Raw genomic sequence first — 13230 nt, 5'->3', positions numbered from 1 at the left:
ATCATTAAGTGGCCAACCTCATTTTCGTTGAGCCAAAAAAGAGTCCAAAATCATATATCCTTGCCAATTTCCGCAGTATGGCAAGGGCATCCTCAGCCCGGCACTGATAATACTATCGAAACCAAGGGAAATTTAGTTGGTAACAAGAGATTATAGGAGACAATTTTGTTTCATTCCCATTGTTTTTGTCCCCGAATCTTCTGAAGTTATGAAGGAGATGCTTGGGGATATGCAATCGCCGCCGATATTATGTAGAAAATCGATAGACTTAAAGCGTAAAATCTTGTCAACCCATTGCCTCGAAGCCCCTTCCCATATTCATATAATTCAAAGATTTGGCCATCATCAAAAAAAATTCGTACATCCTTAGGAATTTTCCAGCTCGAACATACAAAAAAATCCGACGCGAGATTTATTTGATGCTCGAATGAGCCAATCCTCTTATTGGCGAGATCGCCGGGGCGCGAAGGAATGAGCTACCAACTTACAATTGCATGGAAATAATTACCGGGCTTAACAACCAAAAGATTCTGACCATGGATAACCTTTGGTGGGATAGTCTGAATGTAGTTCATTCTATCAAAAAGGTACCTGACGGGTAGGTGATATTTGTCAGTTCTGCTGATGACAATTTCACGAGTTAAATCCTTTAATATTGAATATGTTTGCATCACACAGGAGGCAAATTAACTTGTCGGTATTTTAAATTCAAAAACAATGCGTGCAGGTTTGGTTTTCCTGAATCGATTAGACTGTCCATTTGGGCTAAATGTAGCCCTGGCAGTTTGTTTAATTCCATCATATATTATTACTTCAATGAGTAAACTTAGTCGTGTTGTAGTTACCGGTATCGGGGTATTGTCCCCTTCGGGATCTGACATTATTTCTTTCTGGAGAAACATTACCGGCGGAAAGAGTACCGCCTCGTTAATTGAGCGATTTGATCCCCGGTTGTTCAGGACACATTTTGCCTGCCAAATAAAGGATTTCGTACCATCTGATTTTCTGGATAAGAGCGAACTGAAGCGAACTGATCTATTTACGCAATATGCTATGGCTGCCTCGGACCAGGCAATTGTTGATTCTGGATTTGAACTATCCAAATTAAGTCCCTTTGATATTGGGGTAATCTGGGGAACCGGACAGGGCGGAATGAATGTTTTTGAAGAGGAAATCAAGGGATATGCCAAAGGTGGGTTCATCCCACATTTCAGCCCTTTTTTTGTACCAAGACTGATCTCAAATATGGCTTCCGGAATGATTTCTATTCGAAATGGTTATATGGGCATCAACTATACGACCGTTTCCGCCTGTGCCACCTCAAATACAGCGATAATGGACGCTTTTAACTATATAAGACTTGGCAAGGCAAAGATCATAGTTTCCGGTGGTTCCGAAGCTCCGATTACAGCGGCCTCCATAGGTGGTTTTTGCGCGATGAAGGCCATGTCGGTTCAGAACAGCGATATTGAACATGCATCCAGGCCATTCGATGTTTCTCGTGACGGTTTTGTTATGGGAGAAGGTGCGGCAGCTTTGGTACTGGAAGAATATGGGCATGCGACCAAACGCGGTGCTAAGATATACGGGGAAATCGGCGGCGCGGCCATGACAGCCGACGCATATCACATCACCTCTACCCACCCTGAAGGGGTAGGGGCTTCACAGGCGATGAAGATGGCGCTCAAGGAGGCCAACGAGGCTTTGGACAATGTTGACTATATCAATGCCCATGGAACTTCTACTCCAGTGGGCGATATCTCAGAAATAAGAGCAATTCAGTCCCTTTGTAAAGGAAATGATCTTAAAGCGATGATCAGCGCTACCAAATCAATGACAGGACATCTGCTTGGCGCAGCTGGGGCTATCGAGGCTGTCATCTGTCTGTTAGCTATGCGTGACCAAATTATTCCCCCAACGATCAATACAACTACAATAGATCCGATGATACCAGAGGATTTTAGAATTGTGCTAAAAGATGCAGTCGATGCAAAAGTAAAAACCGTTTTGAGTAATACTTTCGGCTTTGGGGGACACAACGCTACACTGGTTTTTAAAGCTGTTTAGACTTCTGTCGCTTAGATAAGCTTGAATTTCGCCGCCCATAGTGCTTGCCGTTCAAAAGTTGATGATAAATATCAGCTCATAGCGTGATTTTTATACTAATTAAAGCACCCAAAAGAAAATACCTTTGTGCGTTATATCTTATGCCCGCAAGAGCAGCGGGAAAATCCTTGAGTTCTATAATTTTGAGAGAATAACCTATTGCCATCTCTTACCGACTTTTTTACGAGTTAGCTGGAATTGGCATGAGGTTAGCAATGCTTGGGCTTGGACTACGAGGCGAGCCCACATCAGAGTGCCTTTAATGGACTTCAGGAAAGATAATTTATAACATTGATTAGTGTAATTTAGAGCTGCAAATGATCGGAATCCCGTTAAGCATAACTTATGACCAGAAGGTCTATATGTTCTATATCGTCTCGGCACCAAACAAAAATAAAGTTTCATTTGAGATTCTCTTAGAGGGTAGAAACTACAGTTTTGTTCTTGATGATCGGCAGGCGTGGATCGAAAATACAAGAGATGGTGAAAACACACTTGACGACGGCTTGATACAAAAAATTGCAAAGGCATGTTTGGTAAGTGTCCACAGATAAACCGCTCAATGCTGAACGGAAATGCATACTTATCTCAAAAATAGATCTGCTACCGACAGGATAAAGAGATTCCAATCAGCTCATCGTCAGTAACTGATTCGGGACGATAGGATTGTATAAGCAGAATCACCGAGGAGATAAATAGTATACCGTCTGTTGTTTTTACAATCGCTCCATCGGGACATGCCTGAGAACAATGGAGTTCGCCCCTTACCCCTAGGACGACATTCTTCTCATCAACCCATAGAATAACCTCCCTAGCATTGCACCTCTCCTTCTATTTTTGTTTGGCCGTATGCCTAAAAGTATGGTATATGCCTGAAAATATTCAGACAAGTCTATTATGATTCCTTATGAATGCTGACTTGATCTAAACGATAACGACAGCACTTAGCTTTCAAATTTAAATGATGTTGAAGTTTATCGGCTGGTGAGAAATCAGTGACTAAAATGATATATATCAGGTTTAATAAATCGTATCTTTGGACCATGAGCTTATCAGGAATTTTCCCGATTGATAAATGGAGTTTTACAACTCAATCTATTCTGTCTATTCTATCCGATGAAGAATATAGTTTTCTGATCGGTCGACAGGGAGAGCAGAGATATCACAAAGGAGAGATTGTTTTTAGAGAGGGCGTAGTACCCTATGGAATATTTTTCATCCACCAAGGAAAAGTGAAAAAATACAAGGTTGACCCATCCGGAAGAGAGCAAATTATTTATGTCGCCAATAACGGAGAACTGATCGGTTACCATGCGGTCCTGTCTGAAGAAAGATATCCCGACTTTGCTGCTGCGATGGAGGAAAGTGTGATCAGTTTTATCCCGAAAGACGACTTCCTAACCGTTTTGAACAACTCGCCTATATTTGCAAACCGTTTATTGAAATCTTTAAGCCATGAATATTCAGTTCTTGCCAATAACATCTCAGTATTTGCGCAGCGTACCGCAATTGAACGACTTTCGATAGCGCTGATAGTCATGCGTGAAAAATTTAAGATTGAGACGCCGCCGGGCAAGGAAATTATAATCGAGATTTCAAGGAATGACCTGGCTAATATTGCCGGGATCGCCAAAGAAAACGTCATCAGGTTGTTGAAAGAACTTAAGTCGGAAAGTATCATCCAAACTGAGGGGCGAAAGATCTGGGTAACGGATCTGGAAAAACTAATTGCCAGATCCAACTATAAATAGTCATCAGGTGACTTAATTCCTTCGGGTAGCAATTACACGTCTTTTGTTTAGAAGGGTTTTGCTGGGGGTATCGCTACCTTGAGACGCCCGAGAAATGTCATTCATTGTGATTTCGGCATTGGTGGGCGGCGCTTCGAAAAAAAAGAGCTACAGAACCCTGCTTTAAATCGAAAACTGCCGATATTGTTTTCCTGTAAAGGCCCTGATGTCAGATCGACATGGCCGGGCGGTAACAGACATTCCAAGAGAACATCCTAACCATGCCAATTTTTGTATGTGTGTACCTGTGCGGATATTATTCTTAAAATAACGGAACATGAAAGAGACATCAAAAGCGCTCAACAGATATATTACAAGCAATTAAAATATTTTTGTTTATTTTTCGTTTTTAAGACTTGACCCCTATGCACGAGATTGAACCTGCGAAAATGATGGGCGATCCTACAGACCCATTAAGCTTGGTCAAATACAACCAAAGGTTCATGGATGGCCTTGAGGAATATCGTAATGAGCTTCTCCATTATTTTGATCTTAATGGCTGGATGAATATCCTCAACTATTATGCTTTGTTATGCATAAAAAATGTTGAGCTTAGGCTATTTACTGTGATCTTAAATGAAGAAAAACCGGCTCTACAAAACGTGGTTTTTCTTCGAAAAGTTTTGATTGTCATCAAGCACATTAGGGAAAAAACAGATGAGCAAGAATTCAAACTCATTTACTTTTTTGCCAGCAATGACAATAATAATCTTAAAGTTGGGAAGAAAGCACTTAGGACCTTCAAACAGAAAGCAGAAAATCTTGCGAGCTCACCCTCCTTTACCCCAACATTTTATCAGGAAAATGTAGGAAATGATTTTTTGCAATACCTGATGTCTGATAGGCCACCTCAGGTTAATATCGGGACTTTTATAAACCTTCTGCAAGAATATCTGGCCTCAACGGCTGACCTGATGGAACTGATTCAGAGAACCTATATCGAAAACATTCTTGCGCTTCAATCACATTTGGATAAATTAAAAAAATCAGGATGATTTAAACTGCGCAATCCCTCACTTACTACCAAATTTATTATAAAAATTGATTTGTAACAATAAGATTGAGGCCAAATGTCCCATCCCGGCCCGCACCTCAGCAGAGATGTATGGTATTTGGGCTCTTGAGATAGCATACAAGTTGGAAATGAGTTCAAAATATGCCAGCAGGAACGAATTTAATAAATGTATCATTGCAATAGTGACTATGGGACAGCCTCCGTAAGTCTGCCCCATTATGAAGGCCGGAAAAGCCAGGTTGCTGAAAATCCAATCCCGCTAAAAGAACGACAAGAGACCAACTCAGACGGCCTAAAAGCTAATCCAGCATAACATTCTCAGCATTAAACTTTACCATGATTAACATTTATTTTGAGCACGATCTACACTTCGATGATGTTTATCCACCCCATATACAAAAATTGTCTCCGGTTCATTGGACACCAGTTGAGATAGCGAAAAAAGCTTCGAAATTTCTTTCGGTAGAGGGTAACAGGGTTATGGATATAGGTTGTGGGGTGGGTAAGTTTTGCCTAGCGTCTGCTTTTTTTCACCCAAATACTGAATTCTTCGGCTTCGAGCAGAGAAAAGAATTGATCGGGCATGCTGAGGTCGCAAAAGCAACCTTAAGATTGAGAAATGTCAATTTTATTTATGCCAATCTAAGCGAGATAGATTTAAGAGAATATCAAAGTCTGTATTTCTTCAATTCTTTTCATGAAAACCTTCATCTGGAATACAGCATTGACTCTTCAATAAACAGAAATGCAGACCTATACAGATTTTATGCGCAACTTCTCTACAAGAAACTAGAAATGCAACCATCTGGCTGTAGGCTCGTGACTTATTACTCCAAGCGAAAACAGGTACCCGGATCGTATAAGCTTGTCGGGAAATTTGAAAATTTGGAGCTTAAAATGTATGTAAAGATATAGGCCTAGTGCAGTCACTGTTCATGGAGGTTTTGGCATAAGAACCGTCTACAGCCCCATGATATCGTCAAGAAATGTTTACCAGCTTGAAATGGCCCAGTTGGACACTTAATTTGATAAGAAAGAATACAAATCTGAATTTATCAGGTTTGGCCTCTGATGAAGCAGGCTAAATCTATTGGTTTAATCCAATGCTTCCCTGATCTTTTCGACGAGACTATTGGAGACTATATTTCGTGATTGCAATATCATATTTTGTATGGCCACTGGTGTCGAAATGCCGTGCCCTATAACGGCAGCTGCATTTATACCCAAAATCGGGCTTCCGCCATAGCTCTCATAGTTAAACCTATCGAAATAATCATCACGGAGACCTCTGTTGAGGGTTGCGGTATAAAAAGACTCTGCCAGCTTGAGCATTATATTCCCTGTAAAGCCATCACAGACAATTACGTCTGCCTTATCGTTGAACAGGTCATTGCCCTCAACATTTCCAACAAAATTGAGTGATTTCGCCTTATCCATCAAAGGGAAAGTCCCAAGGCTAAGAATATTTCCTTTTTCATTTTCCTCACCAATATTCATGAGCGCTACTTTGGGATTCGGAATCCCCAAAATATGTTCAGCATAAAGGCTTCCTAATATACCAAATTGTACCAGCATCTCCGGCTTGCAGTCCGAGTTCGCTCCGACATCAAGCAATAAGCCAACACCACTGTTAACCTTGGGCAAAAACGTCGAAATGCATGGTCGCAATATACCTGGGATTACCTTTACTGAAAGGACAGCACCTACCAACATAGCCCCGGAGTTGCCTGCGCTTGCAAATGAGTCTATCTTACGCTCCCTTAACAGGTTAAAACCAACCGCAATACTAGAATTTGGTTTTTGGACAAAAGCCTTGGTCGGGTGCTCTCCCATTCCTATGGTTTCGTCACAATGTATATATTCAAAAACATGTGGATCAAAACCGATTTCAGACCGCATGTCCTCAATTATCCTGGTATCCCCGATCAGTACAATTTGCTCATCCTTTGATAGCAATGAATTGGCTGCAATTGCTCCTAAAATGTTTGCCTTGGGCGCGAAATCGCCACACATTATATCGAGACCAATTTTCATGCGAAATATATTTTTTTATGTTACTGTTACCGATGTTATAATGTCGCTAAGTTAATGAAATGTATTAAGTTCATAAAAAAGAATCGATTTCAAACGGGCAACTCCCTTGATTTCTTAAAGTTATATGAGCAAGCTTTGCTGTTTTAAAAAAACCAATATCAGGCCTGGATTGGCTATGCTAAATAGCGTTCAGGAAAAAAAATTACCCCCATCGAGTCATTTGATTATAAATACGTTAAGAAACCAATAGTTCTTCAGTATTATTCGTAAGTTGAACGAATGAATTGACCATTTTTTTAAACTCATTTCGCCAAGTTCAAGTTGAGAAAACATAATAACCACAATCTGATATGAATATTTTTCCTCATATCTGACTGTAATTTAATAACAAAACAGATGATATAATGCACGGGTTTTAAGTATGTGATTTTCTTAATTCCAGAATCGTAAAAAGTTTTTTATTCAACCTTAGAAGTGATGACCATGCTTTTTCCCGATAATAAATAAAACCGAATCAAAAGAGATTCGTTTAACATTTACCGATATGGCAAACATCCTATGAGGATACCACTAAAAAATAACACGCAGATTATGTTTTTAAGAATAATGATTTTAATCCTCCTGTCATTCCCGTTGATGGTACATGCGCAGAGTATTGGAGATACAAAGCTCCGTTATGACCTACCCTGGAACAAGCCATGGAACAACTCATTGAATTTTACGGTAAAGGGTGTTGACAACCTTCCTGACATTTATGGGGAGATAAACGATCCTCAGCTTGTTATATTCATGGGAGGAAATCAGTTTATGGTATTGGATGAGCTGATACCTGCGTTTAAAAAAAAGTTCCCGCAATATCAGCGTATTCTTATCGAGACCCTTCCCCCTGGACTGCTCTTCCAGCAGATCGAACATGGAACTTTGACGATCGGCAATATGCAGATTTCGGTAAAGCCTGATATCTATACCGCTGGCGCCGACAAGATTGAACAAAATATGAAGATGTTCAGCCGTGCGGAAGCTTTTACATCAACGAAACTTGCCCTGATGGTAGCAAAAGGGAATCCAAAAAAGATAAATGGATTTTTAGATCTGCAGCGCAAGGATTTAAGGATCAGTATGCCTGATAAAAAGATCGAAGGGATAGGCAGAACTATTGAAGACGCCTATCTTAAGGCGGGCGGAGATGCCATGCATCAAAGGATAATGGTCGAAAAAGTGGCGGAAGGCACAACTTTCATTACCCAGATCCACCACAGGCAGTCACCAATGCGGATTCTTAATGCTGATTCAGATGTTGCTCCGGTATGGGAAACGGAAATCCTCTATCAGCAGAAGCTCGGTCACTTAGTTGAAAGTATAACCATTCCCGATGAATACAATAAAGTGTCCGTAACCAAAGCAGGGTTATTAAAATCAGCCCCGCACAGGCAGGCGGCACAAGACTTCCTTGATTTTTTGACAGGCGAGGAATCCCAGCAGATTTTTCAAAAATTTGGATTCGGGCCTGCGAATAAATAGGCCAGTTGGAGTTGTTTTCATTGAATCAAAGGAGTTAATTTCCTCTGGTAAAACGGAGAAGAAATTGCAAATAAAATGTAACTATAAATGACGGAGAAATGGAAAAATCAAATCCTGTAAAGGAATACCGGGTGGGCCGCTATAGATCTAAAGATATTGGATGGGATTGTTCAGGCAATGAGATCTCCTTAGGTCAAGAAGGCGCACGAGCTGCTAACGGATATGGGCAAACTTATCGGCCTGTTATTTGACAGGTCTTTTGCATACAGCTTTCCTTTTGGAGGAATATTAAAAGAATACAACACTTTGTTTGCGGGTCCATTTAGTGACCAGACATATGGAACGCTGTTATAATTCCGTAGCATCAAAGAATGGCTATGAACTGTTCATCTCTTTGGCTAAGCGCTAAAGAGATAGGACAGGCATCCCACTTAGCTATGCGCCGTCAATGGGAAATGCCTGATCGCCAAAATTAAGACGCAGCGAGATCAGTCCTTTTTTTGAAGCGGAAATCCATTATCTATCCAGTCTTTACGAAGATTAGTTGGGATGTCCAGCACATACAGATTTGTAAATCCACGGGATTTCAGCAAATTGAAGGCCGGGCGGATATTGGGACACTTTTCCATGGGGCAGCAACCACAATAAAGAACAGTTTGTCCGCTTTTGGGAAACTTTCCGGCCAACCGGCCCAGGTTATCCAGCGACGCCTGTTCACTAGCCGCACCAACATGAACAGCACTTTTGATGTCCTGAACGGATCCAATGTTAAATATGGTGACCTTTGAATTCTTGCTGATCAAAGATGCCAACTTTTGCGTCTGCATCAACTGATCATTTTTCCAGGGACTGTCAAGACCTGTTGTGGCACGTTGTGCATAAGTGATGCCGCTATCGAAAAGCGACGCTAAAACAAACATTAAAACAATCAGTCCTGCCCTCATTTTTTATAATTAATTCAGTGCAATTTAATCATAAAAATCTAATCACTCGAAAATAAAATCCTAAAATTTGATAACAATAAGCAATCCGCCATCGTTTCGCGAAAGTCTGTAGAGGTCACGGTGTTCTGCTTGCACCGCATCAAACAAAAATGAACAGCCTTTACCACAACGGCAGCTACAGTAGCGCAGTGATGGGCCTGATAAGAACCCCTCAATTGTCAAACCGTGAAAAACTTGTGTTTTATAGTGTAGGCATATAAATTCGTTAGCGCTATAGGAAAGCGGATTAAACCCTGCCGAGCGACTATGAAAGCGCCGGACCGCTTTCGGGCAACTGAGTATTTTAGCCTCCAGGTTCATACGCTGGAAAACATCATACGGCTTCTCTCCGATAGCAACTCATCCACTTGAGAACTCAGTTCCAAGCCGGAAAAACCGGATACATCTCCTTGAGACTAGAGCAGTATCAAAAACAAAAAATATAAGTACAGCCACAGGAAACCAATAAATTGCCAAAAAATCGTGGTCATTTTCACCCTGTTTCCTATCCTTTGATGAGGGGTTCCGTTCAGCGAGAATATCGTGTAAAGAAGAATCAACAGTCCCATCATTACATGGAGCGAGTGGGCGATCACTAGGATATAAACTATGGCATTGTAGTTAGCGCTGGACGCCGCTCCATGTTCGACCATCGTGTGCCAAGCGATGAGCTGAACAGTTAAGAATAATAAACCCAGAACAGCAGTTAACCACATATATCGCTTATGTGCTTTGAACTGCAACATTTTAAATTTCATATTGGAAATATGCAGCGCTATACTGCTTAGGACAATCAGGGCTGTGCTCACAATAAACATAGGTGGCATGGAAATACTATAATCCGCTAGGAACAGGACACTGGTTAAAGCGGTGAACAATATGAATGAGCTTAAGATGATGAGCCAAACAATGAAGACTTTAGCTTTGGGATTGGTACGGTCGATATTATTTTGCATGAATATAAAACCAAATTTCGCGGGAATTGTTTAACAGGAAAACAGGTGCCTTGATTGAACCTATCGCCATGACCTTAAATCACTTACCTCCACATGAACCCTTCTAACAAAATATATTTTTAGTCAGGATTACAAAATGATAGCCAAGCAGTTTTTGATTACCGGGATCGTGGTGGTGGTGTTCGGGACGTCTCTTCCCATTCTGTTTAGAATTTAGCTTGACCCGATACAACTTCCCATGGCATATTACGGCGTACGTTTTACATCGCCTGGATCATCATCATGCACATGACCAAGCATTATGACAGGGTGGACCAGTTTAAAGGAAACCTGTTGCATGAGATAAACTGGATGGAGTACGTCACCATTCTGGGGCCCTTTATAGTTCTGCTCTTGGGGGTTAAGAAGTTTCGAGAGAATGTTAAGGGAGGAAAGATTGGCTTTTTTGAAGGCTTTTTCGAAGGACTAAAAATAGCCGGGATAGGTGGCGAGATTGGTATCTCCCGGAGGGATGGTTTATCGGGAATGTGTAGGAATCACCATGCAGACCGATTTTTTAAGCAGGGTATTCATGGTTGGCAACACAGCTATTCTGTATGTCCTGGTCGTGGCTGTATTACTGATGAATCGTCATAGGAACCTCTGATGCTTTTTTGAAGCAGAATGTTACATGGGATTTTTTCACTGGGCGGTTTTAATTTGATTTTCTTTTAATACAATGATGCATACTAATTTTTTCTCGCCCAGAGTTCTGAATAAAAGCAAAAAGACATTCCTGGTGATATTTCTGATTATTTTCAGCGTTTCCTTGCGGGCACAGTGCGCGACCTGTAAAACAGATACGGAGCGTTCTGTTCGTCATGTCAACAGGGAGGGTAGCAGATTGAATATGGGCATTATCTGCTGGTCATGCCATACCTCGCCGCCGTTATAGTTGGAGTGGTCTGGCATAGGAAATATAGAAGGAAGAAAGTCCTTACCGACATAAAGGACGAGAAAATTAACCTGAACTAGAACATCGCTGTCATAGGCAGCAATAACCAAAAAAATCCGATTCGCTTCTCGTCATGAGAAGCAATGCGTGTTGAGTATCCGTCATCGGTCGAGTTCCACCATGGCGCTCTGGTATTGAGCGGACAACCGGTTTCTCTGCTCAGCTATGCCCTAATCGTTGTAATCTGGCTGTAGAGGTGCTATTTCCAGAACCCCGCATATGCCCGCTTTTGTGTATTTAGGATTATCCCTAGTACAAGTGGTGGTGAGCAGTACAAACAAATTATTAAGCGCTGGGGAAACCTTAAAAAATTACTGAAAAGCCCTCTGTGACTTTTGTCACCTTAATGCTGATGCCAATGTACTAGATTTGTTGTTAGCGGGATGTACGGTACTATTAACTGTACCGTTACGAATCTCAAACATGATATGGAAGAAAATATGATCAAAATGCCTGTAATAGGCGACACAGCTCCGGACTTCGATGCCGTGACCACCACGGGACCTATGAAGTTCTCGGACTACAACAAGGGAAACTGGATTATCCTTTTTTCCCATCCTGCAGACTTTACACCTGTTTGCACCACGGAAATGAGCGGGTTTGCACTCGAAAAGGATTTTTTCGAGTCGCGCGGAACCAAGCTGTTGGGGCTCAGCATCGATAGCATACATTCCCATATCGCGTGGGTGAATGCGGTTCAGGAAAAGACGGGCGTGCTTTTTGATTTCCCCATTATTGCGGACATTGACATGAAAGTATCCAGGCTTTATGGCATGCTTCAACCGGGAGAGAGTGAGACGGCGGCGGTAAGGGCAGTTTTTATCATTGATCCCGAATCAAAGGTAAGATTGGTGATGTATTATCCAATGAATGTCGGCCGGAGCATGGCTGAGATCAAGCGTACCCTTGAGGCGCTGCAGACATCCGATGAACACAAATGTGCAATGCCGCTCAATTGGCTTCCCGGGGATAAGGTTATTGTTCCTGCACCAAAAACCATTTCAGCATTGGCTGAGCGCAAAAGCAGCGACCTGGAAATGGTTGACTGGTACTTAGCAAAGAGAGCACTTTAAAACCAAGATATAGTCAAATGTTATCTGCGGGTCTGCCCATTGGCAGTCCGCGGATTTCTCTTAACAAAGAAGAATGAAATCAGAAAATCAGAGATCAGAAGGTTTAAGCAGTTCAGCCGGAGCCGGATACTGGGAAGAGCGGTACGAACGTGAACAAACCGGCTGGGACCTTGGGACCGTTTCCCCTCCCATTTACAGTTTTTTCGAAAAACAAACCAATAAAAAGGCACGCATACTTATTCCTGGCTGTGGAAACAGCTATGAAGCCCAGGCTCTTGCTAAACTGGGATATGAAAATATCACCGTGATTGATATATCTAAAACACTGACCGAAAAGCTGAGGCGTAGTTTCAAGTCTGAGTATCCGGATATTGAAGTCCTTACAGGCGACTTTTTTGAACATTCGGGAAGTTATGACATCATTATTGAGCAGACTTTCTTTTGCGCGATACATCCATCGATGCGCACGGGATATGTTGAAAAATGCGCTGAGCTGTTAACTCACCAGGGTCAAGTAATCGGTCTCCTTTTTGACAGAGAATTTGTTGAGGGACCGCCCTTTGGTGGAAGTAAAAATGAGTATTTAACATATTTTAAGGCATACTTTGAGATACAGCATATGGATAAATGTTATAATTCGATAAGCGCAAGGGCAGGAAGTGAACTGTTCATCTCCCTAACAAAGCGTTAGTAATCCGGTAACGGAAAAAACGGGAACGCAGGGCAAATCCGTAAATCCTGACAAATGGCTTTGATCA

General features: G+C 41.6%; 10 protein-coding genes. 7 read left to right on the top strand and 3 right to left on the bottom strand.

Annotated elements, in window-relative coordinates:
- Positions 1–816 precede the first annotated feature (816 nt).
- The 4 genes from fabF (at position 817) to ACIQXP_RS05735 (ending at position 5826) form a co-directional block, all read left to right on the top strand.
- Positions 817–2067, top strand: coding sequence for a beta-ketoacyl-ACP synthase II (fabF, locus tag ACIQXP_RS05750; RefSeq protein WP_387504860.1), 1251 nt, complete (start codon positions 817–819; stop codon positions 2065–2067).
- 1082 nt (positions 2068–3149) lie between these two features.
- Positions 3150–3857 (top strand): Crp/Fnr family transcriptional regulator, encoded by a 708-nt coding sequence (locus ACIQXP_RS05745; protein ID WP_387504825.1) that lies wholly within the window; start codon positions 3150–3152, stop codon positions 3855–3857.
- Between the two features lie 404 nt (positions 3858–4261).
- Positions 4262–4891 (top strand): hypothetical protein, encoded by a 630-nt coding sequence (locus tag ACIQXP_RS05740; protein WP_387504824.1) that lies wholly within the window; start codon positions 4262–4264, stop codon positions 4889–4891.
- Between the two features lie 356 nt (positions 4892–5247).
- Positions 5248–5826, top strand: a complete 579-nt coding sequence (locus ACIQXP_RS05735) for a methyltransferase domain-containing protein (protein WP_387504823.1) — start codon at positions 5248–5250, stop codon at positions 5824–5826.
- A gap of 180 nt (positions 5827–6006) precedes the next feature.
- Here ACIQXP_RS05735 and plsX read toward each other — a convergent pair whose 3' ends face one another.
- The gene (gene plsX, locus ACIQXP_RS05730; RefSeq protein WP_387504822.1) at positions 6007–6945 is read right to left on the bottom strand and encodes a phosphate acyltransferase PlsX; all 939 of its coding nucleotides are present in this window, start codon (positions 6943–6945) and stop codon (positions 6007–6009) included.
- Between the two features lie 591 nt (positions 6946–7536).
- Between plsX and ACIQXP_RS05725 the strand changes: the two genes are divergently transcribed.
- On the top strand, positions 7537–8466 hold the full coding sequence (locus ACIQXP_RS05725; protein ID WP_387504821.1) for a molybdate ABC transporter substrate-binding protein: 930 nt from the start codon (positions 7537–7539) through the stop codon (positions 8464–8466).
- Positions 8467–8954: 488 nt separating this feature from the next.
- Here the strand turns inward: ACIQXP_RS05725 and ACIQXP_RS05720 are convergent, their stop codons facing one another.
- Together ACIQXP_RS05720 and ACIQXP_RS05715 are read right to left on the bottom strand one after the other, a co-directional pair.
- Positions 8955–9410, bottom strand: a complete 456-nt coding sequence (locus tag ACIQXP_RS05720) for a rhodanese-like domain-containing protein (RefSeq protein WP_387504820.1) — start codon at positions 9408–9410, stop codon at positions 8955–8957.
- 455 nt (positions 9411–9865) lie between these two features.
- A complete protein-coding gene (locus tag ACIQXP_RS05715) occupies positions 9866–10405 on the bottom strand; it encodes a cytochrome c oxidase subunit 3 (protein ID WP_387504819.1) in 540 nt (179 codons plus the stop codon).
- A gap of 1422 nt (positions 10406–11827) precedes the next feature.
- Here ACIQXP_RS05715 and ACIQXP_RS05710 point away from each other — a divergent pair.
- On the top strand, positions 11828–12472 hold the full coding sequence (locus tag ACIQXP_RS05710) for a peroxiredoxin (RefSeq protein ID WP_387504818.1): 645 nt from the start codon (positions 11828–11830) through the stop codon (positions 12470–12472).
- A gap of 73 nt (positions 12473–12545) precedes the next feature.
- A complete protein-coding gene (locus ACIQXP_RS05705; RefSeq protein WP_387504817.1) occupies positions 12546–13163 on the top strand; it encodes a methyltransferase domain-containing protein in 618 nt (205 codons plus the stop codon).
- Positions 13164–13230: the final 67 nt, after the last annotated feature.

It is taken from the genome of Pedobacter suwonensis, from assembly GCF_044762335.1.
Taxonomy (GTDB): domain Bacteria; phylum Bacteroidota; class Bacteroidia; order Sphingobacteriales; family Sphingobacteriaceae; genus Pedobacter.
Note: the sequence above shows the minus strand (reverse complement) of the source record. Positions and strands in the feature narration are given on the sequence as shown.

What these genes read in the sequence shown, in the direction of transcription:
- ACIQXP_RS05720 (WP_387504820.1), bottom strand. Translation starts at nt 9,410, where the DNA reads ATGAGGGCAGGACTGATTGTTTTAATGTTTGTTTTAGCGTCGCTTTTC.
- ACIQXP_RS05715 (WP_387504819.1), bottom strand. Translation starts at nt 10,405, where the DNA reads ATGCAAAATAATATCGACCGTACCAATCCCAAAGCTAAAGTCTTCATT.
- fabF (WP_387504860.1), top strand. Translation starts at nt 817, where the DNA reads ATGAGTAAACTTAGTCGTGTTGTAGTTACCGGTATCGGGGTATTGTCC.
- ACIQXP_RS05735 (WP_387504823.1), top strand. Translation starts at nt 5,248, where the DNA reads ATGATTAACATTTATTTTGAGCACGATCTACACTTCGATGATGTTTAT.
- ACIQXP_RS05705 (WP_387504817.1), top strand. Translation starts at nt 12,546, where the DNA reads ATGAAATCAGAAAATCAGAGATCAGAAGGTTTAAGCAGTTCAGCCGGA.
- ACIQXP_RS05740 (WP_387504824.1), top strand. Translation starts at nt 4,262, where the DNA reads ATGCACGAGATTGAACCTGCGAAAATGATGGGCGATCCTACAGACCCA.
- ACIQXP_RS05725 (WP_387504821.1), top strand. Translation starts at nt 7,537, where the DNA reads ATGTTTTTAAGAATAATGATTTTAATCCTCCTGTCATTCCCGTTGATG.
- ACIQXP_RS05710 (WP_387504818.1), top strand. Translation starts at nt 11,828, where the DNA reads ATGGAAGAAAATATGATCAAAATGCCTGTAATAGGCGACACAGCTCCG.
- ACIQXP_RS05745 (WP_387504825.1), top strand. Translation starts at nt 3,150, where the DNA reads ATGAGCTTATCAGGAATTTTCCCGATTGATAAATGGAGTTTTACAACT.
- plsX (WP_387504822.1), bottom strand. Translation starts at nt 6,945, where the DNA reads ATGAAAATTGGTCTCGATATAATGTGTGGCGATTTCGCGCCCAAGGCA.